A 26,300-nucleotide genomic window follows, 5' to 3' on the forward strand; every position below is an offset into this window, starting at 1 on the left:
TTAAATTTAAACGTGTAAAAAAAAATGTACATTTACACTATGTCGAAAACCCGTTATGTTTTAACCTTGATGTGTGTGTTGTTTTTCTTTGGAAATGTAAACGCTCAAGATAAATCTGCTCAAAAAAACCAAACTGTTTTGATACAACCACCTTATTTAAAAGCTGGAGATACTGTTGCTATAGTAGCGCCTTCAGGAATATTGAAAAATAGAAATGATGAAGTTGCTCAAGCTATTGCATTATTGAAACGTTGGGGTTTACATGCCGTAGTTGGAAAGCATGTGTTTAGTAAAGCTGATCACTTTGCAGGAACTGATGATGAACGATGCGAAGATTTTCAAAAGGCATTAGACGACCCGAAAATAAGTGCTATTTGGTGCGCAAGAGGTGGTTATGGAACTGTGAGAATACTTGATAAATTAGATTATACCAAGTTTAAAAAACATCCAAAATGGTTGATTGGATATAGCGATATTACAGCCTTACATAATCAATTTCATAATGAAGGTTTTCAATCTATTCATGCTTTAATGTGTGTGAGTTTGACAAAAGATTTAGACGATATTAAAGAAACATTGGCAACCTTTAAATCGACCATTTTTGGAACCCCAGTGAACTATACTTTGGACGGATCAAACTATAATAGAGTTGGTGAAACTAGTGGGGCTTTAGTAGGCGGGAATCTTACCATGTTACACACCATGTTAGGTTCTAAAACAAGTATTGATACCTCAGGAAAAATCTTATTTATTGAAGAGATTGGTGAATACAAGTATCATATAGATCGTATGTTGCAAAGTATGAAACGTGCAGGATATTTTGATAATTGTAAAGGTTTGATTGTTGGAGATATGTCTAAACTTAGAAAGAATACCACGCTTTGGGGAAGTTCGGTAGAGCAACTAATTCTTGATGCTTTAACCGATTATGATTTTCCTATTGCCTTTAATATGCCTGCAGGTCATGAGAAAGATAATCGTGCTATGGTTTTAGGTAAGACCATTGTATTGAAAGTAGAAAAAGATAGAGCAACTATAGCTTTTGAATACTAATCATGGCATTCTATGATTTATCCAAAGCAGAACGTAATAAGCTTGTTGACATAATTAATCAACAAATTGAATCTGATTTGCATAATGGTCAAACAGAGGCCATTATCAACTATTTTTCAGATAACGACACCTATATTCGAAAAACTGCTTATTTGGCTTTAGGAAAGCTATTTTATTCCCAACCTCACTTACAGTCTAGGATTTTTTCAGTATTAAAAACACTTATGACATCTGATGATGAATTAAATCGTCAAACGGTTATTAATGCTGCAGGTGAGATTGGGAAGTTTCATTTTGATAAAGTAAGCAGTTTTATGGAAGCAGGATTGTTTGATAAGCACCATAGAGTACGTAATGCTGTAATTGGATCCATTAAAAAAATGGGAGAGAAGAACCCAGTTCCAGTATTAGCTTGGTGTAAACCTTATCTTAAACATCCTGACAAAGAGATTAGGCGAGAGATTTGTCATGGGATTGAGCTTCGAGGAAGAACACACCCACAAGATGTTTTACCATTATTGAAAGTACTAGAATTTGATGAAACAAAGCGGGTGAGTGATACTTTGGTTCATGTTCTTGGGCAAATTGCCTATAAGAATGGTTGTTTAAAAACAGTAGTTACCCATTTAAATACTTGGAAAAACAAACCTTTAGTAGAAAAGGCTCTTGATGAAATAGTAGATGTTCATAACCGCTATAAGAAATTTGCTGTATTAAGTCAAGATGAAGCCATATCATATATTGATACACATTACAAAAATTAAATGGCACAACATAACGAATTAGGGAAAAGAGGAGAAGATTTAGCGGTAAGCCATTTGATAAACAATGGATATACAATCCTTGCCCGTAATTATATTTACCAAAAAGCAGAAGTAGATATTATTGCCCAAAAAGGTCATATTCTATCTGTTATTGAAGTTAAAACAAGAACAAGTGCAAATTTTGGTGACCCGCAGCAGTTTTTAAAACCCAAGCAGATGCAACGTATCATCAAAGCTGTTGATGCCTTTGTAAATACTAATGCACTTGATGTAAATGTTCGGTTTGATATTATCGCGATTGTTATGAATTCTAAAGAAACCCTCTTAGAACATTTAGAAGATGCATTTTATCATTTCTAACTATAAAAAGTAATTTTTTGTAAGAAAAATCTTTAAAATATTAATATTTGCAGCATTTCATCTAAAAATACAGTTTGTAATCTATGTTTTTTATAAGTTTAGAATAGTATTTAACCCCAAATATTATTCGTGATGAAAAAAATTCACCTACTAAAATGTGTCCTATTTTTATTTATAATTTCAGCATGTACTGAAACACAAATTTTAGAAGAAGAGCAACAAAATCTTAATACCTCAACTTTAATTGCTGATGATCCTTGTTATACTACGACCTTATTTGCTGGTCAACACAATGATGCAGGAATAGTAACTGTAGATATTGATGGAGATAACTTAATTGTTACCTTTTCAAGTAATGGTGATTGGACCATTGAACTTACTCATTTAGCTTTGGGAAATTGTGATGAAGATTGGGTACCACTTACAGGCTCTGGTAATCCTCAAATAGGACAATTTGAGTATACAGAACCGTTTTCAATAACGCCATATGAAGTTGTTTATGTACTGAGTTTAGAAGATTTGGATTTAGATGAAAATTTTTGCTTTGCTGCACATGCAGAGGTCGATGGGCCAACAGGAGGAGAAACTGCTTGGGCTGAGGGGACTCAATTTGATGGTAATAGCTGGGCAATGTTTTCTGAAGTAACAGAATGTGAAGAAGAAGATGATGATGGAGAAAATACACCGTTTTAGAAGTCAAAAACTCGATAGTGTGTTTGTGTGTTACGATTTTATCATTTCTTGATTTTAAGTAAAATCTTTAACAAAATCAAAAAAGACTTGTTTGTGACGACCTAAGTCCAAGTTTGGAGATAAAGCCACACGAGCTATATAATCTTTATCATCTTCTTTAGTCGTGCCTTGTGTAGATGTTGCAGGAATCGTCCAGTAGCAGCCTTTGAGTTGCCCATAACTTACGCAATATTTACTTTCATTAGGGATTTTTGTAATCATTAATTGAATTAATTTATGATTTAATGCACGTTTGTAAGCTTCTTGATCTTCTGAAGTTGCACCTTTAGTAGGAAGGTCTAATGAAAACACTGATGGTGTAAACCCTTGTTCTGCAAGTTCTTCAGAGACAAAATTGATTTTTGCAGAAGGCAAAGTTTCTTGAATAAAATTTACAAATTCCCGAGTATTTTTATAAGCATCAATTATCCTCTGGTTCATTGAAGGCAATTGCTTTGCTAATATTTCCATTTGGTGATGCGTAGCTTCATTATCACAAAGAGTGAGATGGAGTTTTATCTTTTCCATCAAGATTTCGGCCTCTGTATTTCCAACACAATAGCCTGCTGTACATTGTCCGCCACTAGGAAATTTTGATCCACTAGCATATGAAATGGCTTTAACTTTTGAGAGTGTTTTGCCTTCGCCTAAAAAATGAACATTAGGACAAAAGGTTTGATCTAAAATAAAAACAGGGGTAATTGCAATTTCATTTGAGAACGTATAACGTACTTTTTCAAGAGTTTGTTTTAATTGTTCAAGATCAGGTACTTCAACTCTAGGGTTTGTAGGAATTTCAGCAATGATATAAGGAACAGCATCTGCTTTAGCGATCTTGTCTAAAACAATATCTATACTTCTAACCATATCATTATCGCCATCAACAGGAAGGTCTACGATGTCTACATTGTCAAAGCAAGCAGCAAGTCGTCTTGCCTGATCGTTTGTGCCACCATAACAATTGGGAGGTACCACAAACTTGATCGTTTTTCCTTTATATTGCTCTTGAGCATGGTGCACTAATCCCATCATAATGGCATACTGAATGGAGAGTCCACTTGAACCCACCAAAGGCATTCCGTTTGTTCTCGTAATAGACTTAATAGACTCTAAAACCACAGCATCATTTGTATTGTTCTTACTACTTTCAGTAATTGAAGATTTCTGAATCAAATACTGTAAGGCTTTTAGGCAATTACGAGGTGTCATTGCAATAGTCTCTCTTCGTCTTACATGTTGTATTTCTGAAATATAAGCATCATTCTGCTGTCCGTTAATAAGTAAAATACTTCCTAAAGATTTGTAAAGAGTAACAACAAAGTCAATATTAGGATTGAGATTATTTATTGATATTTCATCATGTTTTGAAATAAATATGGTACTACCATCAAACTTTGAAATGTCATCCGGACAATCTATTTGTTTCATTTCAAATGCATATCCATAAACGCGTTTTAGAAGTTCACTATCAAATGAATAAGGTAATTCACCCTTGTAAAGAATTTGTGTTTTTTTATGTTCTAAAAGGTTGTTTCTCAGAATCGCTAAAATAGGCATGGTCATAGACGAAAAGCTTATCACTTGTTCTGGTTTAGCTCCAAAACACTTAGCAATAGTCCATTCTAAGACACAAGATAAAGGATGACCTAATCGAATATAGTCGTAAGCTGTAGGTAACTTATGAAGTGCTAAAGATTGAGAATTATTTGTTTCAAACAATATTTCAAATTGGTCTAAAAATTGAGTTTTAGCCAGTTTCTCATTATAAATATCTAGGCGATGAGTAGTTAAATCTAACCAGTTATTTGGTAAATTTTCTAATACACTTTTAATATAATTTAGAGTGCTATTGTTTGTCATAATTTGGTGCTTAACTAAATGTCTAATTTAGATGATTTTGGTATTAAGTTACCTCAGTCGTTATTTATAGAAATTCATTTCATCCAAATATTTCCAAACATGTTCTGGTAGCATAGGTCGAATATTTTTACCATTTTTAATGGATGTTCTAATAAATGTAGAAGACAATTCCATGATTGGTGCATCAATCTTTTGAATTTTTGGATGATCTTTAAATTGTGTTTCTATCTTACCTTCAGAAATTCTTGGATATACATAAATGTCATGATGTTCTAAAATGAGTTCATAATTTTTCCACTTATGAAATCCCTTTAAATTATCTTCTCCCATAATAAGAGCAAACTCATGATTTGGATGTTTTTCTTGAAGATAAGTTAAAGTGTTAATTGTATAATTAGGTTGAGGTAAATTAAACTCGATATCACTTGGTTCGAGTTTGATATAATCTTTTGTGGCAAGATATACCATCTCATAACGTTGCCTATTATCCAATAATGAGCTTTTCTTTTTAAATGGGCTGTGAGGTGTTACTACAAACCAAATTTTATCTAAATCACTATGTTCAGCTAAGTGATTTGCTATGGTTAAATGACCAACATGAATGGGATTAAACGTACCAAAATACAAGCCAATTTTCATACCTTAAGCCTTAATAAAATTAGAAACGAGGTGATACGCGTTATCTAAAGCCTCTTCGAGGTCTTTATTGAGTACAATTTCATCAAATAGAGGCGCTGTTGCCAATTCAGCAGGTGCTTTAGCAACACGCATACTTATCTTCTCTTCACTTTCTTCACCACGTTCTTTAAGCCTTATGATTAGTTCATTAAGATCTGGTGGTTTTACAAAAATAGCGAGTGTTTGTTCTGGGAATTTCTTTTTAATTCGCAATCCGCCAGAAACATCAATATCAAAAATAACATGCTTTCCTTTAGCCCAAATTCGCTCAATTTCAGTCTTAAGAGTGCCATAAAAGTTGTCTCGATAAACTTCTTCCCACTCTAAAAACTCATCATTTTTGATTTTACTCTTAAACTCTTTTAGACTTAAAAAATAATAGTCTTTAGCATGTACTTCTTTGCCACGCTTTTCTCTGGATGTTGCCGAAATAGAAAACTCCAAGTTGAGCTCTTTTTGTTGCAATAAATGTCTAACAATTGTTGTTTTTCCAGAACCAGAAGGTGCTGAGAATACAATAAGTTTTCCTTTTTTTATGTCGTTGTCGTTTTTCACAAAGGTAGTTTACAAGTTTTTCTAGAGAACATTCAATAACTGTTCCTTAATTTTTTCAAGCTCATCTTTCATCTGAACTACTAATTTTTGCATTGGAGCATAATTAGATTTTGAACCAATAGTATTGATTTCTCGTCCCATTTCTTGACCTATAAAGCCAAGTTTTTTCCCATTAGAATCATTAGATTTCAAAGCTTTTAGAAAGTAATCTAAGTGATTTTTTAGCCTAACTTTTTCTTCGGTGATATCAAATTTTTCTATATAATAAACCAATTCTTGTTCAAAGCGATTTTCATCAACCTTTTCTTTTATTTCCGAAATTCCTTTGGTTAAGCGCTCACGTACACCTTCAATACGTTCTGGATCCATGGCGATAACGTCTTCTAATAAACGCGATATATTATCAACGCGATTTATAAAATCTGTTTCTAAACTTTTACCTTCATCCAAACGGTAAGTTTGGATTTTTTCTAGGCTATTATCTATGGCATCAGAAATTTGCTTCCATTCGTTTTCGTCTATTTCATCACGTTCGGTAGTAACAGCATCTGGTAAACGAATAGCCATTTTTAACAACTCAGTGGCATCACCATCAACGACATCTTTTAATTGCTTTATATACTGATTAACAACAGTCTTATTAATTTGTGTTGAGGTTTCTTCACCAGTGATTTCCATATATAGAGAGAAGTCAACTTTTCCTCTCACCAATTTTGAAGCAATTAGTTTTCGTATACTTAATTCTTTTTCACGATACATAGATGGCATACGCGTGTTAAGATCTAGGTTTTTACTATTGAGTGACTTTATTTCAATAGATATTTTTTTGGTTGGAAGCTGAATTACAGATTTTCCATAACCAGTCATTGATTGTATCATGAATGAATTTTATAAGTTGAGCAAAGGTAAGGAAAATCGTAAAGTTCAACGGAAATGAATGTAAAAAAACAATAACTTTACAGCTTACAAATATATTAAGATGTATCAAAAAGATTTTGAAATCCGATGGAGTGATATAGATGCTAATGGGCATCTAGCAAATTCGGCCTATACCAATTTTATGAGTCATACCAGAATGGGCTTTTTTATTGCCTATGGATTCTCAATGGACGAGCTCTCAAAATTTGGGATTGGTCCGGTCGTATTTTACGAACATACTTACTATTTTAAAGAATCCTTTATAGGTAAACCAGTAACAGTAACTTTAGAATTGTCTGGACTAAGTAAAGATGGTATGTTTTTTAAGTTTGAACATAATTTTTATAATCATAAAGGAGAACACTTGGCCACAAGCGATATGCTAGGGTCTTGGATTGATTTAAAAACAAGGAAACTGGTTGCTTTACCAGATTCTTTATTGAAACAATCTGCGTTGTTACCCAGAACTAAAAATTTTAAGGTATTGACTAAAGCAGATACAAGAATAGAAGGGAAAGTGCCTAAAGATTTAAGTTGATGCTTTAGGTTTTTTGGTTACCAAATACACGCCAGAAAAGATTAAAATCATTGCTATTATTTTAATAGGGCTTACAACATCTACACCCATAGTAATAGCAAACACACCAGCAATTACAGGTTGTAAATAAATAAACACCCCTACCGTAGATGCTTTTAGAGATCTTAAGGCTAACGGATTTAAAACATAGGTTGCAAATGTAGCCCCAACAATCACAAAAAATACCGAAAACCATACATAAGGTGTAAAGGTTTGCCATTGCACCTCAGTGGCTTCTGTGTATCCAAAAGGTAAAACCAAAAAGAAACCAAATAAGAATAACCATTTAATAAAAGTAAAAGGATGATATTTTGCGGTTAGTTTTTTTATAATAATAATGTAAATACTATAAGCAATTGCATTTAAGAAAATAAAGGTATTACCAAGAATAACATTATCTGCAACTCGGGTAGATTTTCCTAATAAGGTTAATAAAACACCTCCGCAAAAACCAAGAAATACACCAAGAACTTTCATTTTAGTAATCTTTTCCGATAAGAAGAATGACGATAAAACTAATATGATAATTGGCGTAATCGTTACAATTACCGACGCATGTATTGGTGAGGTTAATTCGAGCCCTTTTAAAAACAATAACATATTTAAACCAACACCAAATACGGCACCTAAAAAGAAGGTGAAATAATCTTTAGTTTCCACTTTTTCTTTTTTGAAAAACAATCCAAAAATCCAAAATAATATAGTAGCTCCTCCAACTCTATATAATGTGAGTCCAAAGGTTTTTATAAAACCGTCATTAATTATAGATTTTGCAAATGTATAATTTAATCCATATAAAAGTTGAACCAAAAAGACGGCAACTAAAGCAAATTTCCTGTTATTCATGAGAATGGATAAAAGCTTTTGCTGCATCTATCGTTTTTGGACTATTTCCAATAAAAATAGCATCATTATAAACTAGTACAGGTCTGCTTAAAAATGTATAATGTTCTAAAATATAATGCTTAAAGTCTTTTTCAGTAAGGTTTTGATCCTTAAGCCCCATTTCCTTATAAAGCTTAGCTCTTTTACTGAATAATGCTTCATAACTACCTGCTAAATTGGCGAGTTCTTCTAACTGTTTAACAGTAATGTCTTCAGTTTTTATATCCTGAAAAATAACGTCTTCAGGTAAATTCAAAGATTTTATAATTCTAACACAGGTACTACAAGTTTTTAGATGGTATATTTTTTTCATAATCGTTTAGGTTTCGTGAAAGAGAATTATAAGTTATGAATTGGATTGTACAATGCAAAGTAAACGGATTTCATAAGAAAAATAGTTACTTTTATCGAAAATTTCAGCATTCATGGATTATTACGCTATTGCCTCAATATTAATTGTTCTTTCTGCGCTTTTTAGTTATCTCAACGTTAAGTTTTTAAAACTTCCTACAACCATTGGCTTAATGTTGATTACGATTGTGTTTACTATTATTGTTGTAGCCATCGGACAATTTGATGATACTCTATTATTAAGAGAAAAAGAATTAATTTCTCAAATAGATTTCAAAACAGTTCTGCTAGATATTATGTTGAGTTTTTTGCTTTTTGCTGGGGCACTACACACAAACTTTAACCAACTTAAAATTCAACGCGGACCAGTATTAGCATTTGCTACTTTGGGTGTTTTAGTATCTACTTTTTTAGTAGGTGGATTCATGTATTTTATGTTCGAGTTTTTTGGATATCATATCAATTTCATTTATTGCTTGTTGTTTGGATCTTTGATATCTCCAACAGATCCTATTGCGGTTTTAGGGATTTTAAAGAAAGTTGGAGCACCTAAAAAATTAGAAGCCAAAATAGTAGGAGAATCTCTATTTAATGATGGTGTTGGTGTTGTGGTGTTTTTAACTATTTTCTCAATTGCTAAAGCACCAAATGCGGCCATAGAAGTAACTGAGATATTGCAGTTATTCGGTGTTGAGGTTTTAGGAGGTATCGCTTTGGGTCTTGGGCTGGGATATGCTACTTATAAGCTACTTAAATCTATAGATAATTATGAAGTTGAGGTCATTATTACCTTAGCAGCAGTCATGGGAGGTACACTTTTAGCTCATGAATTGCATATGTCTGCTCCTCTAGCTATGGTAACTGCAGGGCTTATTGTAGGGCATGATACTGTTCGTAATTCGGCAATGTCTGAAATCACTGAAACTTATGTAGATAAGTTTTGGGAATTGGTAGATGTGTTATTAAATGCAGTACTATTTATAATGATAGGTATGGAAATGCTAGTACTTTCATTTGAAACTAATTACATTATTGCTGGATTAATAGCAGTACCATTAGTATTGCTATCTAGATACCTTTCCTTATGGATTCCAGTTAAATTTTATGCTAAAAAACTACAATTCTTACCCAAAACTAATTTAATCATGACTTGGGGAGGATTGCGAGGCGGTATATCAATAGCTTTGGCTTTAAGCTTAACACAAGATATGTATCGAGAATTGTTTTTAGTGATTACGTATGTAATCGTGGTGATTTCAATTATCGGACAAGGTCTAACCGTCGAACCTATAATCAAACGATTGACAAAGGAAAATTAATTAATATTTAGGAATGAGTTGATCTCTTCAAATGGAATTGTAAATTCAACAATACCTTGCGAGTACGAAGCAATTTCATAGGTGTTATATAGTATAATAATCCCTTCGTCACTATAACCTAAAGATTCAGGTAGTTGAAATTTTTCGCCAAAAAACAAATCTTCTAAAAGAGCATCATTGTTTGAATTAGAGGCAATGTCTTCTTTTAATTTTTGAGACACCACTTTTGAAAAGGCCTCTTTATTCTTTAGTATATCATTAATGTCGATCAAATCGCCTGTTTGAGGATTGAAATTAAAAAATTTGACACGTGTATTACCATGAGCACCTCCTGTATCTAAGTATGAATTTATGGCAATACTAATGACTTCAGGAGAGCGATAGGTTACTTCACCATCAACAAAAACTTCCCATTTTTTTCCAGCATCTGGAAATTCATTTTTAAAACTTATAAACTCATAATTAAATTTTGAAATCGCGTCGTCAATAGTCAATTGAGATGGAATGTCTTCGGAAAAGTTAATTTGAGTAACAATATAGTTTTCTAAAGTAGCGTTAATCGGGTTGGCAATAGTTTCTGTGCCTTCAGCCTTTGGAAAATTCAATGCTATTTCGGCAGTTTCGGAAGTTTCAATTTGTGTTTCAATAAAATCAATGGTTATCTCCTTTTTACAAGAAATTAACGAAATTAAAATAACAAATAGTAGGCAGCTTTTTTTCACAATATTTGGGATTCGGTTAAACATCCAATAAAGGTATTATTTAGATTTGAATACAACGAATTAAACCTTAAATTTGTTGTTCACCATACAAAAAATGAAACGAATTCTGTGGTTTTACAACTGAATTTGTCTCTGATAATTATCATGAAATTTAATACAAAAACAATACATGGCGGCCAAGCACATGACCCTGCATTTAATAGTGTAATGCCGCCAATATATCAAACATCCACTTATGCCCAATCTACACCTGGTGGTCATAAAGGCTATGAATATTCAAGAACACATAACCCAACTCGTAATGCCCTAGAAAAGGCATTTGCAAGTTTAGAGAACGGAAATTATGGTTTGGCTTTTGGTTCTGGTTTAGCTGCTATTGATGCTGTTATTAAATTATTAAAATCTGGAGATGAAGTCATTTCTACCAATGATTTATATGGCGGTACTTATAGGTTATTCACAAGTGTTTTTATGAAGTTTGGAATCAAGTTTCATTTTATAGGCATGGATAATGTTTCAAATATTGAAGCTTATATCAATGAAAACACAAAATTAATTTGGGTGGAAACTCCAACAAACCCAATGATGAATATTATAGATATAAAAGCAACTGCAGCTATTGCTAAACAATATGAGTTGTTGTTTGCCGTCGACAATACGTTTGCTACACCTTACTTGCAGAGACCATTAGATTTAGGAGTGGATATCGTGATGCACTCAGCTACAAAATATTTGGGTGGACATAGTGATTTGGTTATGGGAGCCTTAGTTGTAAAAGATAAAGATTTGGCAGACCGTTTGTATTTTATTCAGAATGCTAGCGGAGCTATTTGTGGACCTCAAGATAGTTTTTTAGCCTTAAGAGGAATTAAGACCTTACACGTTAGAATGCAGCGTCATTGTGAGAATGGTAAAGCTGTTGCAGAGTTTTTGGCAAGTCATCCAAAAATTGAAAAAGTCTATTGGCCAGGTTTTAAAAACCACCCTAATCATAACATTGCTAAAGCACAAATGGATGATTTTGGAGGAATGGTATCTTTTACAACCAAAGGAAATAATTATGAGCAAGCTATAAAGATTGTTGAGCGTCTTAAGATTTTTACATTAGCAGAATCTTTAGGAGGAGTAGAGTCTTTAGCAGGTCATCCAGCTAGTATGACGCATGCAAGCATTCCTAAGAAGGAAAGAGAAAAAATAGGGGTTGTAGATTCTTTAATTAGATTGAGTGTAGGTATAGAAGATATAAGCGATTTAATTGCTGATTTAAAACAAGCAATAGGGTAATCTAAAAAAACAAAAAGGACTAAACTTTAAGCTTAGTCCTTTTTTATGATTTTATAATGTGATGGTTAATCAAGATAATAAATGTATCCAAAATTTAACCAAACTAACCAATCGTTTGCTTTGTTAGAGTTTAAATTGTGGTCTAAACCATCTATTTCGTTATTAAAATAATACTGCCATCTTAAATCTAACATTAAATCTGATACTACAGTGAGTTTATATCGCGTACCAATACTTCCAACAACAGACCATGTTGTTCCATTTCCATCTAATAAAAATGGATCCTCGTTAGTGTTAGGGTTGGCAGCATTAACCCAAGGCTGGTAGAAATTATTCATATTCTCTATATTGCCATCACCGTAAGTGGTCTCTACTTCAGGATTATAAGATGTAAAATGTACTCCTAGACTCACGAAAGGAGCAAAAGAATAGCTAAAAGCTTGAAAAGATCTAATACTTTTTGGAAACCATTCTATTTGCGTGCCAATATCAAAATTTTGAGCAACTCCAGAATGACGTCGTAATCGTTCGGCATCTGCACTAGTTCGTGATGCATCTACCCATTTTCCAAAGTGATTTAACTTGGTTTTATTCCAAGAGATCTCGTTTCTTAACTTAAAATGATCATTAAAGTAGGTGTCAGTAGAATAACAATTACAATCGGCTCTGTAAGCAAAATTAATGTAATGAACAATCCCTACACCAATACCTGTATTACCAGCATTTGTTTCAAAATCTCTTCTAACACCAAAATCAGATTGAAAAGCAACAGGACCAGCTATAACACCAATTTCATGAGAAAAACCAAGTTGAGAATAACATTCATTTACACCAAGTATGAAAATGAATACAAAAGTTAATTGTTTAAAATTAAGCGTCATAGGTCTTAAATTACAGAGGGCTTGTTAACTAACAAATATATAAAAACTAGATAAACTACCAAATTATTAGACGAAATGTAAATTTATCCGAACAACTGTTAAATGATAATTTAATGATTAATTATGCATACATTGAGAATATCAAAAAAAAAGGACATACATTTTAAAGATAATGTATCTTTGTGTTATAAAAATCAACATAGATTGTTAATACTATAATAAATGAAAGATAAAATTGAAGCTTTTTTAAATCTTGTAAAAGATAAAAACAGTCATGAAACTGAATTTTTACAAGCTGTGCACGAAGTTGCAGAAACTGTGATTCCTTTTATTGAGGCTAACCCAAAGTATCAAGGAAAAATGCTTTTAGAGCGTATGGTAGAGCCAGAACGTACTATTATATTTAGAGTTCCATGGGTTGATGATCAAGGAAATACTCAGGTAAATAGAGGGTTTAGAGTTGAGTTTAACTCTGCAATAGGACCATATAAAGGTGGTTTACGTTTTCACCCTTCGGTAAATCTAAGTATTCTTAAATTTTTAGGATTTGAGCAGGTTTTTAAAAACTCCTTGACAACACTTCCAATGGGTGGTGGAAAAGGAGGATCTGATTTTAACCCTAAAGGGAAAAGCGATAATGAAGTGATGCGTTTTTGTCAGTCATTCATGACCGAATTATTTAGACACATAGGCCCTAATACCGATGTCCCAGCTGGAGATATTGGAGTTGGTGGTCGTGAAATAGGCTATTTGTTTGGTCAGTACAAAAGACTACAGAATGAATTTACTGGAGTTTTAACAGGGAAAGGTATTACGTATGGTGGATCTCTAATTAGACCTGAGGCTACAGGATATGGTTGTGTGTATTTTGCAAAAAATATGTTAGCAAAAAATGGAGATTCTTTTGAAGAAAAAACAGTAGTTATTTCTGGATCTGGTAATGTTGCTCAATATGCTTGTGAAAAAGCAACTCAGTTAGGAGCAAAAGTTGTTACCATGTCAGATTCTGGAGGGTATATTCATGATTCTGATGGTATCGATGCTGATAAATTAGCATTCATTATGAATCTAAAGAATGTAAAAAGAGGACGAATTAGTGAATATACTGCCGAATATCCTAATGCTACTTATCATGCTGGAGAGCGTCCTTGGTCTGTTAATTGTGATATTGCATTACCTTGTGCTACACAAAATGAACTTAATGGTGATGAGGCAAAACAATTAATTAATAACAATGTTATTGCTGTTGCCGAAGGTGCAAACATGCCTACTACTCCAGAAGCCATAGAAGCGTTTCAAAGTGCTAAAGTATTGTTTTCACCAGGAAAGGCTTCAAACGCTGGTGGTGTTGCAACTTCTGGATTAGAAATGAGTCAGAACTCATTAAGATTAAGTTGGACTAGAGAAGAAGTTGACGAAAAACTCAATAAAATTATGGATGATATCCATGAATCATGTGTTACTTATGGTACAAGAGATGATGGTTATGTCGATTATGTAAAAGGGGCTAATGTTGCAGGATTTGTAAAAATAGCCGATGCTATGCTAGCCCAAGGGGTTGTATAAGGATTTCAAAAATAGAGAACTAAAAGCTTTCAGGGTTATCACTGAAAGCTTTTTTTATTGAGATGTGTTATATGATATTGGGTAAAATGTCGTTAGATATAATATATTTGAAAAAAATAAATAATATGTTGAAGAGAATAGTACTTTTCCTTATTACTCTTTTGTGTTTTAAAGGAGTTTCGCAGGATTTCTCTTCCCTGTGGGAAGGCTATTTTTCATATGCTGGTATCAAAGATATCACTCAAGGGAATGATAAAATTTATGCGGCCTCAGAAAATGCTATATTTAGTTATGATATTTTTTCAAATGAAATAGAAACCTTTACAACTATTAATGGTCTTTCAGGAGAGAATATTTCTACTATAAAATACAGTGAGGACTTTGAGTTATTGGTTATTGGCTATGAATCTGGTTTGATAGAGATTCTCTTTGATTCTGATTCTGATATTTTATCTGTAGTTGACATACTAGAGAAAGAGTCTATTTCACCTGCATTAAAACGAATTAACCATTTTTATGAAAACAATGGATTAATCTATATTTCTACAGATTACGGAATTTCCATTTATGATTTAAGTCTTTTGCAATTTGGGGATTCATATTTTATTGGAAATGGAGGAAGTCAGATTAAGGTAAATCAAACGACTATTTTTGATAATTTTATTTATGCCGCTTGTAGTTCTAATAGTGGAATTAGAAAAGCGTCGTTAGACAATCCTAACTTAATAGATTTTCAACAATGGTCACAAATTACTCCAGGTAATTATACTGCCATTCAAACCGTTGGTAGTCGATTATATACACTTCGAGCAAATAATACATTGCGTGAGGTTATTAATGATAACCTTAATACATTGATTACATATCCTAGCTTACCAGTTGATGTAAGAAGTGTAGGTAATAGATTATCTATTACTTTAGACGAAGACGTTTTTATATATGATGAAGACTTTTTACAGATTAACACAGCATCTACTAATGAGGATTTTGATGTTGAATTTACTTGTGCTACTACTATCGATGAAGATATATTTATAGGAACAACCGAAGCGGGAGTTTTAAAAACTAATAATGACCTTGTAGAAGAATTTGACGTTATTTTACCAGATGGTCCTTCAAGGAATAATGCTTTTAAACTGCAAGCAGGAAATGAGGTTTTATGGGTCACATATGGAGATTATACAGTGTCATATAACCCATCACCAGTTCGTAGACGAGGTATAAGTGTTTTGCGAGAGGATTCATGGAATAATATCCCTTATGATAGCTTACTAACGGCAAGAAATCTATGTGATATTGCAATCAATCCATTTGATCCCAGTCAAGTGTTTATAAGTTCATTTTTTGATGGGCTACTTGAGCTTAATAATGAGCAAGCTACCATTCTATATAACGCAGAAAATAGCGGGTTAGAAAATTTCCTTACTGGTGTAACACAAATTAGACAAGGTGCCTCAAAATTTGATAGAAATGGTTTACTTTGGACATTGTCAATAAAAGAAGATGATCCATTAAAATCGTATGATCCAAATACAGGTCAATGGCAAGGATTTAATTTTTCTGATTTGATATTAGATCCTGTATTTGATGAATTAGGTTTTGGAGATCTTGAAGTAGGAAGTGGTGGAATGAAATGGGTTTCTGGATATAATAGCGGTGTTATTGGATACAATACCGACACAAATCAAATTAACAATGTGTTCAATGAAGAACATAATATGCCTACAGCGCAAACACAAGCCATTGCTCTTGATAGTCGTAACCAACTTTGGATTGGCACTGTTAGCGGCTTAAGAGTATTATTTAATACTTCAAATTTTGTCAATGATCCAAGTCCAAGAGTAAATGAAATAGTCATATTAGAAAATGGAATTCCTACAGAATTACTTTCAGAGCAATTTATTACAGATATTAAAGTTGATGGTTCTGATAATAAGTGGGTAGGAACTTTAGATTCGGGGATTTTTTACTTTTCTCCTGATGGGCAAGAGACGATATTTCATTTTACTACAGCGAACTCTCCATTACCTTCAAATGCTATTAATGATATTTCAATAGACCCGCAATCTGGGAAAGTGTATATTGCCACAGATAGAGGCTTAGTGTCTTTTTCTTCAGGAGGAACAAAGCCTCAAGATACTCTAGAAGAGGCTTATATCTATCCTAATCCGGTTAGACCTGAGTATGATATATTGGGTTTTGATGATTTAAATAATATTAATAATGGGATTAAAGTTTCTGGGTTAACCGAAAATGTGAATGTGAAAATAACAGACATTGAAGGTAATTTGGTTGCAGAAGCGCAATCGAGAGTTAATCAGCGATCATCCTCTGCAAATTATAATTTTGCAATAGATGGAGGAACTGGTGTCTGGAATGGAAAAAATCTCAGAGGTAATGTTGTCGCCTCAGGCGTCTATTTATTTCTTATTTCAGATTTAGACTCTTTCGAAACTAAGGTTTTAAAAGTACTTATAGTTAGGTAATAATGCTTCAAGATGCTAATTAAAACCAAAGTAATTGTTATCTCAAAGTTAAAATACAGAGATCATGACCTCATAGTAAAAGCCTTTACTTTGCACAGAGGAGTGGTTAGTTATCTATTAAGAGGTGTTTTAAATAGAAAAAAAGGGAATTCTAAAATTGCCTATTTTCAATTACTGTCTCAACTACAAATTGAAGAAAGTTTTAGAGAAAAACAATCTCTACAACATATTAAGGATGTTCGTTTAGATTATAGATATACTAGTTTACATACCAATATATTGAAAAGTGCTATTGTCATGTTTTTAGCTGAGGTATTGTCTTCGGTATTAAAAGAAGAAGAACAAAATGTATCACTTTATAATTATCTTGAAATTACATTTCGATGGCTCGATACTAAAGATGAATTCTCAAACTTTCATTTATTATTTCTGTTAAATCTAACCAAGCATTTAGGGTTTTATCCAGATACTACTGATATGAACCAAAGATATTTCAACTTAAATAACGGATTGTTTGAGTCTACAAAGCAGAATATATACAGTGTTACAGGTGAAAATTTAACAATTTTAAAACAGCTGTTAGGCACAAATTTTGATGAACTAGATACTATAAAATTGAATTCAAAGCAAAGACAATCATTTCTAACGATGCTATTGTTATATTTTGAATTACATTTGGGCAGTTTTAAAAAACCAAAATCTCTACAAGTTTTCAATCAGGTATTTAGTTGATATTTATGAAGTTTACGCTTTTAATAGTATTTGTTTTTTCAGTGGGCTTTTGTAACTCTCAAACAGTTAGGGTTATAGAAGAAGGTTCGAATGAACCAATAGCTGGTGTAACAATATTTAATTCTAAAAAGAATAAATCGGTCATTACAAATCTTGAAGGTGAAGCTTCATTAAATCAATTTGACGACAATGAGATGATTTATTTTCAAAACATACTATACATTAAGAAAGCACTAAAGAAATCTGCTATCAAAAGCGATAATTTTATAGTGTATTTGATTGCAAGTATTGAAGATTTAGATCAAGTTGTTGTTTCGGCATCTAAATTTGAACAAAGTAAACGCGATATACCTCAAACAATAGTTAATATAAATTCAGGTGATATTACTTTTGAAAACCCTCAAACTAGTGCAGATCTTCTTGAAAGTACAGGTAATGTCTTTATTCAAAAAAGTCAATTAGGAGGTGGAAGTCCAATGATTAGAGGATTTTCGACCAACAGACTTTTAATTACTGTAGATGGTGTACGAATGAATAATGCCACCTTTAGAGGCGGGAACTTACAGAACGTCATTTCTATTGATCCATTTTCAATTCAAAATACTGAAATTACGCTTGGTGCTGGCTCTGTTGTTTATGGAAGTGATGCTATTGGTGGTGTTATGAGTTTTTATACTCAAAAACCACAATTATCTTATAGGGATTCTTTATATTTTAATGCTAATGTAGCTACAAGATACGCTACTGCAAATAAAGAAAAAACAGGGCATATTGATTTAAATTTGGGTTTTAAAAAATGGGCATTTCTAACGAATGTTAGTTATACTGATTTTGAGGATTTACGAATGGGAAGACATGGTCCTAACGATTATTTAAGGCCAGAATATGTAGAAGTCATTGATGGGGTAGATGTAGTGGTTCAGAATGAAAATCCTCGTATTCAAACGCCAACTGGCTATAATCAGATTAATATTCTTCAAAAAGTAAGATATGAGCCTGTAGAAAATTTAAGTTTTGATTTAGGTTTATATTATACAACAACATCCTCTTACTCTAGATATGATAGATTACGCAGATATAGTAATGGAGCTTTAAGATCGGCAGAATGGAATTATGGACCACAGCGTTGGTTTATGGGTAATTTTCAAGTGACTAAATTAAGTAGCAGTTCTAATCTTTATGATAAAATACAAGCCACGCTTGCATATCAAAATTTTCAAGAAAGCCGATTGGATAGAGATTTTCAATCAAGCATAAGAAACATACGAGAAGATGCTGTAGATGCTTATTCGTTAAATCTAGATTTAGAAAAGGGCTTGAGTACTAAAAGCAAATTGTTCTATGGCTTGGAGTATGTTTTCAATAATGTGTCATCTACGGGTCAGGAAAAAGATATTACTACAGGTATAAGCCTACCATCAGTTTCAAGATATCCTAATGGTTCTAATTGGCAGTCTCTTGCGGCTTATGCTAGTTTTAAATATAAACCCAATTCAAGATTTGTATTTCAATCAGGATTGCGATATAATCATGTAATAGCCAATGCTGAGTTTTCTGAGAATAATGAATTTTTAAACTTGCCATTCAACACAACTAAATTAAATGTAGGAGCCTTTACTGGAACTGCTGGAATAAGTTGGATTCCGAGTAAAATGATTCAATGGAAATTAAACGCTTCTACAGCATTTAGAGCACCAAACATTGATGACATAGGGAAAGTGTTTGATTCTGAACCAGGTTCGGTTGTTGTTCCAAACCAGAATTTGAGACCAGAATATGCTTATGGAGGAGAGCTAGGCTTACGTCTCAATTTTAATGATGTGTTTTTAATTGATATGGCAACCTATTATACATTTTTAGATAATGCACTAATACGTAGAGATTTTACACTTAATGGCGAATCTCAAATTGAATATAATGGTGAGTTGAGTAATGTTCAAGCGATTCAAAACGCATCAAAAAATTGGATTTATGGATTTGAAGCTGGAGTAGAATTTAATATTTCTAAACGCTTAAAGTTGACATCACAATACAATATTATTGGTGGTACAGAAGAAGACGAAGGCATTGAAGTTCCGGTAAGGCATATCGCTCCTAATTTTGGAAATACTCATTTTGTTTGGAAAAATGATAAATTTCAAATAGATGCTTTTGCAGAATATAATAGTGAATTATCATTTAATCAATTAGCACTATCAGAGCGTTCCAAAGACTTTATCTATGCATTAGATAATCTTGGTAGACCTTATTCCCCATCTTGGTATACCTTAAACCTCAGAACGCAATATCAAATTACTGAGGCTGCAATAGTAACAGCTTCATTAGAAAACATTACTGACCAACGTTATCAAACCTATTCTTCTGGTATTGCGGCTCCAGGAAGAAATTTAATTTTAGCATTACGTTATCAATTGTAATAAAAAAAGAGATTCATTAAGAACCTCTTTTTTACAATTTCTTTTATATGCCTACTTGCGTTTAACAGCTTTTTTAGTAATAATTTGACCATTAGATAAACTGACTTTAGCAATATAAGTTGCTTGACTTAGTCGTGATAAGTTATATGTTTCTGTAGTATTACTTCCTTGTAATTTGTAAATGGTTCTACCAATGAGGTCTATTATTTCTACTTGTTCAATCACTAAATTATGTCCTACAGAAAACTTGACATTACCATCTGAAAGTTCAACAATTGTCAGATCATTCGAGTTGATATCATTTTCAGATACGGAAAGAGCATCTTCCTGAAATACAATCTCAAAACGATTGTTAAACTCTCCCGTTTCCGAAGTAAAGCTATAGTCATTAGCAGAAAGGTCATGTGTTATACCCAAAAGTTTATCATTAATGTAAATTGTATTTTCATTCATAAATTCACCTTCTACTTGATGAATAGAAATAGTATAAAGTGTGGCTTCTTCGATTTTAGTATAGAACCCTAAAGGAATAACTTCCGATAGGTTTAAACTAGTAGGAGATTTACCTTGAATAGCAAACTTCTTATCATCTAATTCGTCAATTAAGGAGTAGATAATTGAATTTGCATTACTAGATAAGTTTTTATGGGCATCATAATACATGCCATCGTCATCATTAGTAGCTCCATCAACGTAAGCAATTAAAACTTGATTGAATACACCATTATCTGAATTTAAATCTAACCAAAGTTTATTAGGTACATTGGCATTATTGATTGTTCTAAAAAATTGATTGTTATTACCAATCACTCTCATACTATTATTAAAAACTATATTAGTCGTTCTAATAGAACCACTAGCCGAAGTAGATGTTGCCAAATGATCCATTGACACAAAAAATCCTTGTCCGGATGGAATATGTCGAGTTGGCATTACCATATCACCTCCCATAGTTTGCCCAGACCCATTAATTATTGCATAATCGCTTTGAGAATAGTTTAAGACTTCATTCCCATTGGTGTTCTCATCTGCAGCGGTATTATGAGACCAAAAGAAAATAGCACCATTTGTAGCCCCAACAGTTTGATCAATACTAGCATTAGCTGCTAAAAAGAGGTCTGCGTCTATAGCAGAAGGATATGGATTACCAATAAAGTTCCAGTTATTATCGTTCGGCTCTGCATCATTTCTATAAATAGGAATATTAAATACACCATTATTAAACGGCCCTTCAAAAGTATAGATATATTGATTAGGTGTAAAACCTGTGCTGTTATGTGTGCTAGCATAACCAACTCCTGGCGACATTACAGTTGTTGCGTCTGTGATAGGTTGCCAATCATTTCCATCATCGTCAATATCATCTTGCCCAGCTAAGGTAGCATCATTATTATTCGTTTCTTGAGTTGAGTCTCTAAAATTTTGAGCATTAAACCAAAAACGTCTATTAGCTGATGATTCAAATAATCCACCACCAATTGTTTCTCCAGAAACTGGTGTGCTCCAATACGTATATTCTTGATAGGTCGCTAAATTAGCAGTTTCCTTTTCTACTGAAATCCTACTAGGAGTAGAAAGAACATCGCCATTAACTATAGCAGTATCATCAACCTGAACAAACGAACCGTCAGTTTTGACAACAATATTTCCATTTACTGTTAGATTATTCTGAACTCTAACGTAAGTGTTATTTTCAATATTTAAAGTACGTCCTGTATTTACAATTAATTGACAAGCTTCGAAACTTGTTTCACCATTAGTTCCTATACTAGTGTCATAATCTCCATCTATAATAACAATTTTATCACTTGCTGGCGAAGCTGACCAATTGGTGCCATCCCAAACTGCACCCAAAGCATTAAGTTTAACAGCGTTACTAGCCACATAACAGTTTACATCATCTTCTCTTACTTGGCAGAAAAACTGGTAATCAATATAAGGGATTGGATTTGTAATATCTAAAGACGAATTCGTCACATTATTATTAAAATCAGGCCCATTCGGAACTTCTACAAAAGCAGGTGTATTAGGTACTAAATAATACCATTGATAGTTTAATTGTTGTCCGGCAGGTACGCCTTGATTACCCATTACAGATAACTGAACAGTTGTAGTACAATCAAAAGTTGGAGTAGCTAAAGCTGAAACATCTGGTGGTATACGGTTAGAAATATTATAATTTCCAATATTCACATAATCAGAATCACTACAATCTGTCCAATCGTAGATTTCCCATTCATTAATATCGAAATGATATTCCGTCGGATTTGGAAGTGGTGATGTGTCATTTTTTCTTCTGAAATTAGCACCATCACTACCTACTCCCAAGCCATTAGCCCAGTTGTCACTTTCATAAAGACCAAAGATATCTACCATTGTTGCAGTAGATATTTTATATAAACCTATGGCGTCAGAGCTGTTATTATTGAAATTGATACCACTAGACGACCCAAATGACTGACTAGGAGTTACACTTAAATTGTTAAACGTAGTACACGATGTGCTTCCTACTGTAATGACATAGGTTGATCCTGATGCTAAATTTCCTGTAAGATTATTTTCACTTGAAGCGTTTGGACTTCCATTATTAAAAATATCTACTCTGTAGTCTGATAGATTAACGGTATTTGGTGTACCATTGTAAATTTCAACAAAAGAGGAACTTCCGTTTTCTGCATCTGTAATTTCACTTATAAAGAGTTCGTTAAGGGTGTTTGCACTGGCAAAATCACAAGTAGTATTAAGATCATCAATTACTGTAAATGGATTTACAGAAGAACAACCAGTTGAAAACGTTACAATGATATCATCTGTAGTTGCGTCTTGAGGAATTAAAACCACCAATTCTGTGGCCGAGCTAGAAACAGTAGTCATAGATAACCCGTTGATCGTTGCTGTTGCTCCAGTTAAATTAGTTGCTGAGGTTATAGTCACCTCTGTGTTTTCAGGGCCTGAAGTCGGCCAAATAGAACTAGTTAACGTGGAGGTGCAATTGGCAGAGCCTTGTATTTGAAACTCGTAAGGACTCTCATTACTATCCGAATTAGGAATGCTTACGGTCGCAGTTCGAATGCCATCTGATGTTGGATTAAATTGAATCCTAAACTCTGATGTTGCCAAAGAATTTACCGTTGCAGATGGTTGAACTGTGACATTAAAGTCGCCAGGATGAGCACCTGTTAATTGTACGCGTGGTGTGCCATTTAGATTTAATGTTGTTGCTCCAATATTTTCAATGGTATAAATTTTTTCTGGTCCCATAGCACCTACACTAGTTAAACCATAAAGTGTTTGATTTAATCCAGCAGTTGGCAAATCAGTTACGGTGTACCCATTAGGAATGGAGATATTGTTACCCTCAATATTAATTTCGGCATTAGATGGTTGTACTATAGTAATGGTATAATCTTCAACTTCACCAAAACTAAAATCTTCACAGGGCGTTGCGTAAGGTTCGCCATTATCAGTTTTAGAACTGACTCTCATTCTTACATTTCCAATATAAGCATTCGTTGGTACTGTTACAGTTATAGGAGAAAGTGATGGTTGTGCATTTGAGCTGTTAGTTATAGTTCCTAATTCAAAGGCTTCGTTCGAAGAGTTATTAAATGAACCATCTCTATTCCAATCAATCCACACTTTTACATTTGCCGTATAATTCCCACCAGTATTCACATTGACACTGAGGTTGTATTGATCACCAAGAATAAGACTCGTAGAAACCGCAGTAAAATCTGTATAAGCATTATTTGATGCAGACGAATTATTTAATGTATTTAAATTAACATTTAATATCCCTGAATTTGTTGAGGTTCCACCACTTGAATTGCAATATGAAAGACCAGTAGTTTGGCAAATGGATTGTCCGTTACTCCATTCATCAGTGCCTTGATTTCTAATAAAAAGAGTATAGCAATATGTTACACCATCAGTTAATCCAGTTACCGTAGTAGTAGTTCCATTTCCAAAAAACACTATTGAATCTGCTCCTGCATAAACTGGATTTCCAGTGTATGATGTTCCAGAAGAAGGTGTAAATGGCGTAATTCCTCCTTCATTTGCCACGATTAACACATCATAACACGTTGTTGGTAATGGATTTGTCCATGTTATTACTGAAGAGGTTGTGGCTACAGAGGCTCCAGTAATATTTGCTTCTGGGACATCGACCGTATAAGTATCATCCCAAGAGCCAGAAGCATTAATTGCAGTTGCCCAACCAGTTGCACTTTCACAAAAATAAGCAACAACTTTAAAAGTGTAATCGAGCCCATTAGTTAAACCAGTAACAGTAGTGCTAGTGCCATTGCCTTTATATACTGCTCTGCCTAGGAAACCATATGTGTTTGCTGTGGCATAATTCGTGTTAGCAATATAAGAGGAGGCATTTCCTGGTGTTGCAGATGCTGGAGATGTTGTGCCTTGTTGAGCAAAAACAATATAACCAGTTGGAGCTGTTCCAGTAGAAGCATCCCATGACAATTCAACACTAGTATTACCTAGGCACGCTTCTATATTTCTTCCGTTATTGGGTGCACCAGCATCTGTGTTTATGCTTATGTTGAAATTTGACGCATCATTAAAATAATCAAGAACTCTAATATAGTATGTAGTCCCAGCAGTAAATGTATTGGTTAGGGTTTCATCAGTATTATTCCCTGAAGTAGAACTGTATAATGCATTGCCAGATGATGGACAATTTGTGTCATAAACATATAAATCAATATCTGGACCAGAGGTGAAGGTGGTTAAAATAGTTTGTACACCCGTACATGCTGGAGTAAATGAATACCAAACATCATTTTTTGTTGGTTGTTGACTGAGACTAGCTGATGGCGAAGCATTGGATAAGTCGCCTGTAATTGGAGCAGCACCAACAGTAATATTTGGTGCTAAAGTAGCACAATCATCATTTGGTGGAGGTGTCGTGGTTGTAAATGTCTCAATAGCTCCATAGGTATATGTTGATCCATCATATACATAAGCTTTATAACTATAATTTGTACTTATTGTTAATCCAGTTGCTCCAAATGTAAAATTACCTGTGCTTATGCCAGCTATAGAAGTTCCAGTGACACCTGTACCACCTATTAGTGGGTTGGCATTAGTGATAGTTTCAGAATACACAAAGCCTTTTTCTATTGTATTAGGACAGGTACCTACAGTATTAACATTTCCGTTTAGAGTAGCTAATGTTCCTCCAATTGCAGATGCAGCATTAGTTGTAACAGCTTGAGACACCACATCTAATCCAGTTCCTGTTAAGTTAATTGTTGGAGAATTACTTGTTCCAGTTGTACTTGCTACTGTTATAGTAGCGGTTTGAACTCCAGCAGAAGTTGGGGTAAATGTAACATCAAAAGTAGATGAACCACCAACAGCAATATTATTAGGAGTATAATTACTAACTACAAATTGTGTGTCGTCTGATGTTACAGTTACATTATTAGCTGTTAATGTACTACTACTGCTATTTGCGATTGTATATGTTTGTATTGGATTAGCAGTATTTAAACAAGCTGAGCCATGATCAAGTGGTGTTCCCGAAATGGATAAACTTGGATCTGTTGAAATTGCCATCCTATAAAACGTCAAATCTTGTTGTGATCCAGTATAACATGCAAATCTGGGAGCACCAGTGTTATACTGTAAATCCCTAGTTGTAACTGCAAGATTAGACACTATAAATTCTCCTCCGGAATATGAAATTGTCCACCTTTGATTATTGGAAATAACATTATCTACAATCTGAACGTTGTTACTGCTTCCAGTATAAGAAACATACTTAGCAGATGCTTCATTATAAATAGTTTTGCCAGAACCGTTAGTTTCTACTCTCCACACAATAGTTCCTGAAGGGTCAGTAATCTCAGATGCTATAGGATTAATTGTAGTACGTGCTAAATATGTTCCATTATGGGTATTGTTCATTGCATATTGATCATTGTATGCAATAACGTAATAACCATCTGTTAATTCTGCTAAAGAATTGATTTGGGTAAAACTTCCTGTTCCAGTATATTGCCCATAACTAGACACGACAAAACATAAGAACGCTAATAAGATGAGGGAGTAATTCTTTTTCATAGGGATAAATTAACTATAGCGTTTGCTTAAAACACAAACGCGCAAATTTAATCAAAAATACTTATAAATGAGC

The 26,300-nt window shown here is 33.4% G+C and carries 20 protein-coding genes; 11 read left to right on the plus strand and 9 right to left on the minus strand.

Annotated features, from left to right (window positions below):
* Positions 1 to 39: 39 nt before the first annotated feature.
* The 4 genes from ACTU6T_RS07245 (at position 40) to ACTU6T_RS07260 (ending at position 2,870) form a co-directional block, all read left to right on the plus strand.
* Positions 40 to 1,053 carry a S66 peptidase family protein gene (locus ACTU6T_RS07245; RefSeq protein ID WP_460220571.1) on the plus strand — a complete coding sequence of 338 codons (1,014 nt, stop codon included), beginning with the start codon at positions 40 to 42 and terminating at the stop codon, positions 1,051 to 1,053.
* Positions 1,054 to 1,055: 2 nt separating this feature from the next.
* Positions 1,056 to 1,817 carry a HEAT repeat domain-containing protein gene (locus ACTU6T_RS07250; RefSeq protein ID WP_460220572.1) on the plus strand — a complete coding sequence of 254 codons (762 nt, stop codon included), beginning with the start codon at positions 1,056 to 1,058 and terminating at the stop codon, positions 1,815 to 1,817.
* On the plus strand, positions 1,818 to 2,177 hold the full coding sequence (locus ACTU6T_RS07255; RefSeq protein WP_460220573.1) for a YraN family protein: 360 nt from the start codon (positions 1,818 to 1,820) through the stop codon (positions 2,175 to 2,177).
* A gap of 132 nt (positions 2,178 to 2,309) precedes the next feature.
* On the plus strand, positions 2,310 to 2,870 hold the full coding sequence (locus ACTU6T_RS07260) for a hypothetical protein (protein ID WP_460220574.1): 561 nt from the start codon (positions 2,310 to 2,312) through the stop codon (positions 2,868 to 2,870).
* Between the two features lie 54 nt (positions 2,871 to 2,924).
* Here the strand turns inward: ACTU6T_RS07260 and ACTU6T_RS07265 are convergent, their stop codons facing one another.
* From ACTU6T_RS07265 to ACTU6T_RS07280, 4 genes are read right to left on the minus strand one after another with little or no spacing between them, the layout of a single operon-like run.
* Positions 2,925 to 4,769: a PLP-dependent aminotransferase family protein gene (locus ACTU6T_RS07265; RefSeq protein WP_460220575.1), complete on the minus strand. Its 1,845-nt coding sequence runs from the start codon at positions 4,767 to 4,769 to the stop codon at positions 2,925 to 2,927.
* 60 nt (positions 4,770 to 4,829) lie between these two features.
* On the minus strand, positions 4,830 to 5,408 hold the full coding sequence (nadD, locus tag ACTU6T_RS07270) for a nicotinate (nicotinamide) nucleotide adenylyltransferase (protein ID WP_460220576.1): 579 nt from the start codon (positions 5,406 to 5,408) through the stop codon (positions 4,830 to 4,832).
* Between the two features lie 3 nt (positions 5,409 to 5,411).
* Positions 5,412 to 6,002: a guanylate kinase gene (gene gmk, locus ACTU6T_RS07275; RefSeq protein ID WP_460220577.1), complete on the minus strand. Its 591-nt coding sequence runs from the start codon at positions 6,000 to 6,002 to the stop codon at positions 5,412 to 5,414.
* A gap of 21 nt (positions 6,003 to 6,023) precedes the next feature.
* Positions 6,024 to 6,881 (minus strand): YicC/YloC family endoribonuclease, encoded by an 858-nt coding sequence (locus ACTU6T_RS07280; RefSeq protein WP_460220578.1) that lies wholly within the window; start codon positions 6,879 to 6,881, stop codon positions 6,024 to 6,026.
* Between the two features lie 100 nt (positions 6,882 to 6,981).
* On the opposite strand from ACTU6T_RS07280, the gene ACTU6T_RS07285 reads away from it, so the two are divergent.
* Positions 6,982 to 7,458, plus strand: a complete 477-nt coding sequence (locus ACTU6T_RS07285; RefSeq protein WP_460220579.1) for an acyl-CoA thioesterase — start codon at positions 6,982 to 6,984, stop codon at positions 7,456 to 7,458.
* On the opposite strand, the gene ACTU6T_RS07290 is transcribed toward ACTU6T_RS07285, so the two are convergent.
* Together ACTU6T_RS07290 and ACTU6T_RS07295 are read right to left on the minus strand one after the other, a co-directional pair.
* Complete coding sequence (locus ACTU6T_RS07290) at positions 7,450 to 8,343, minus strand: DMT family transporter (RefSeq protein WP_460220580.1); 894 nt, start codon at positions 8,341 to 8,343, stop codon at positions 7,450 to 7,452. The genes ACTU6T_RS07285 and ACTU6T_RS07290 overlap by 9 nt on opposite strands.
* Complete coding sequence (locus ACTU6T_RS07295) at positions 8,336 to 8,695, minus strand: arsenate reductase family protein (RefSeq protein ID WP_460220581.1); 360 nt, start codon at positions 8,693 to 8,695, stop codon at positions 8,336 to 8,338. Before ACTU6T_RS07295 ends, ACTU6T_RS07290 begins: the two co-directional genes overlap by 8 nt.
* Positions 8,696 to 8,807: 112 nt before the next feature.
* Here ACTU6T_RS07295 and ACTU6T_RS07300 point away from each other — a divergent pair, with 112 nt between their 5' ends.
* Entirely contained in the window at positions 8,808 to 10,052 is a 1,245-nt protein-coding gene (locus ACTU6T_RS07300) for a cation:proton antiporter (RefSeq protein ID WP_460220582.1), read from the plus strand.
* Here ACTU6T_RS07300 and ACTU6T_RS07305 read toward each other — a convergent pair.
* On the minus strand, positions 10,049 to 10,798 hold the full coding sequence (locus ACTU6T_RS07305) for a DUF3298 and DUF4163 domain-containing protein (RefSeq protein ID WP_460220583.1): 750 nt from the start codon (positions 10,796 to 10,798) through the stop codon (positions 10,049 to 10,051). The two genes, ACTU6T_RS07300 and ACTU6T_RS07305, sit on opposite strands and share 4 nt — an antisense overlap.
* A gap of 120 nt (positions 10,799 to 10,918) precedes the next feature.
* On the opposite strand from ACTU6T_RS07305, the gene ACTU6T_RS07310 reads away from it, so the two are divergent.
* The gene (locus tag ACTU6T_RS07310) at positions 10,919 to 12,058 is read left to right on the plus strand and encodes a cystathionine gamma-synthase (RefSeq protein WP_460220584.1); all 1,140 of its coding nucleotides are present in this window, start codon (positions 10,919 to 10,921) and stop codon (positions 12,056 to 12,058) included.
* Positions 12,059 to 12,123: 65 nt separating this feature from the next.
* Here ACTU6T_RS07310 and ACTU6T_RS07315 read toward each other — a convergent pair whose 3' ends face one another.
* Positions 12,124 to 12,939 (minus strand): THC0290_0291 family protein, encoded by an 816-nt coding sequence (locus ACTU6T_RS07315; protein WP_460220585.1) that lies wholly within the window; start codon positions 12,937 to 12,939, stop codon positions 12,124 to 12,126.
* A 222-nt stretch (positions 12,940 to 13,161) separates the two neighbouring features.
* Between ACTU6T_RS07315 and gdhA the strand changes: the two genes are divergently transcribed.
* From gdhA to ACTU6T_RS07335, 4 genes are all read left to right on the plus strand, one after another.
* Positions 13,162 to 14,505, plus strand: a complete 1,344-nt coding sequence (gdhA, locus tag ACTU6T_RS07320; RefSeq protein ID WP_460220586.1) for an NADP-specific glutamate dehydrogenase — start codon at positions 13,162 to 13,164, stop codon at positions 14,503 to 14,505.
* 125 nt (positions 14,506 to 14,630) lie between these two features.
* A complete protein-coding gene (porZ, locus tag ACTU6T_RS07325; protein WP_460220587.1) occupies positions 14,631 to 16,991 on the plus strand; it encodes a type IX secretion system anionic LPS delivery protein PorZ in 2,361 nt (786 codons plus the stop codon).
* A gap of 12 nt (positions 16,992 to 17,003) precedes the next feature.
* Positions 17,004 to 17,723, plus strand: coding sequence for a DNA repair protein RecO (gene recO / locus ACTU6T_RS07330; protein ID WP_460220588.1), 720 nt, complete (start codon positions 17,004 to 17,006; stop codon positions 17,721 to 17,723).
* 5 nt (positions 17,724 to 17,728) lie between these two features.
* The gene (locus ACTU6T_RS07335) at positions 17,729 to 20,140 is read left to right on the plus strand and encodes a TonB-dependent receptor (protein ID WP_460220589.1); all 2,412 of its coding nucleotides are present in this window, start codon (positions 17,729 to 17,731) and stop codon (positions 20,138 to 20,140) included.
* 51 nt (positions 20,141 to 20,191) lie between these two features.
* On the opposite strand, the gene ACTU6T_RS07340 is transcribed toward ACTU6T_RS07335, so the two are convergent.
* Complete coding sequence (locus ACTU6T_RS07340; RefSeq protein ID WP_460220590.1) at positions 20,192 to 26,227, minus strand: GEVED domain-containing protein; 6,036 nt, start codon at positions 26,225 to 26,227, stop codon at positions 20,192 to 20,194.
* Between the last annotated feature and the right edge of the window lie 73 nt (positions 26,228 to 26,300).

The organism is Psychroserpens citreus, from assembly GCF_055686305.1.

What these genes read in the sequence shown, in the direction of transcription:
- ACTU6T_RS07245 (WP_460220571.1), top strand. Translation starts at nt 40, where the DNA reads ATGTCGAAAACCCGTTATGTTTTAACCTTGATGTGTGTGTTGTTTTTC.
- ACTU6T_RS07250 (WP_460220572.1), top strand. Translation starts at nt 1,056, where the DNA reads ATGGCATTCTATGATTTATCCAAAGCAGAACGTAATAAGCTTGTTGAC.
- ACTU6T_RS07255 (WP_460220573.1), top strand. Translation starts at nt 1,818, where the DNA reads ATGGCACAACATAACGAATTAGGGAAAAGAGGAGAAGATTTAGCGGTA.
- ACTU6T_RS07260 (WP_460220574.1), top strand. Translation starts at nt 2,310, where the DNA reads ATGAAAAAAATTCACCTACTAAAATGTGTCCTATTTTTATTTATAATT.
- ACTU6T_RS07265 (WP_460220575.1), bottom strand. Translation starts at nt 4,769, where the DNA reads ATGACAAACAATAGCACTCTAAATTATATTAAAAGTGTATTAGAAAAT.
- nadD (WP_460220576.1), bottom strand. Translation starts at nt 5,408, where the DNA reads ATGAAAATTGGCTTGTATTTTGGTACGTTTAATCCCATTCATGTTGGT.
- ACTU6T_RS07280 (WP_460220578.1), bottom strand. Translation starts at nt 6,881, where the DNA reads ATGATACAATCAATGACTGGTTATGGAAAATCTGTAATTCAGCTTCCA.
- ACTU6T_RS07285 (WP_460220579.1), top strand. Translation starts at nt 6,982, where the DNA reads ATGTATCAAAAAGATTTTGAAATCCGATGGAGTGATATAGATGCTAAT.
- ACTU6T_RS07290 (WP_460220580.1), bottom strand. Translation starts at nt 8,343, where the DNA reads ATGAATAACAGGAAATTTGCTTTAGTTGCCGTCTTTTTGGTTCAACTT.
- ACTU6T_RS07295 (WP_460220581.1), bottom strand. Translation starts at nt 8,695, where the DNA reads ATGAAAAAAATATACCATCTAAAAACTTGTAGTACCTGTGTTAGAATT.
- ACTU6T_RS07300 (WP_460220582.1), top strand. Translation starts at nt 8,808, where the DNA reads ATGGATTATTACGCTATTGCCTCAATATTAATTGTTCTTTCTGCGCTT.
- ACTU6T_RS07305 (WP_460220583.1), bottom strand. Translation starts at nt 10,798, where the DNA reads ATGTTTAACCGAATCCCAAATATTGTGAAAAAAAGCTGCCTACTATTT.
- ACTU6T_RS07310 (WP_460220584.1), top strand. Translation starts at nt 10,919, where the DNA reads ATGAAATTTAATACAAAAACAATACATGGCGGCCAAGCACATGACCCT.
- ACTU6T_RS07315 (WP_460220585.1), bottom strand. Translation starts at nt 12,939, where the DNA reads ATGACGCTTAATTTTAAACAATTAACTTTTGTATTCATTTTCATACTT.
- gdhA (WP_460220586.1), top strand. Translation starts at nt 13,162, where the DNA reads ATGAAAGATAAAATTGAAGCTTTTTTAAATCTTGTAAAAGATAAAAAC.
- porZ (WP_460220587.1), top strand. Translation starts at nt 14,631, where the DNA reads ATGTTGAAGAGAATAGTACTTTTCCTTATTACTCTTTTGTGTTTTAAA.
- recO (WP_460220588.1), top strand. Translation starts at nt 17,004, where the DNA reads ATGCTAATTAAAACCAAAGTAATTGTTATCTCAAAGTTAAAATACAGA.
- ACTU6T_RS07335 (WP_460220589.1), top strand. Translation starts at nt 17,729, where the DNA reads ATGAAGTTTACGCTTTTAATAGTATTTGTTTTTTCAGTGGGCTTTTGT.
- ACTU6T_RS07340 (WP_460220590.1), bottom strand. Translation starts at nt 26,227, where the DNA reads ATGAAAAAGAATTACTCCCTCATCTTATTAGCGTTCTTATGTTTTGTC.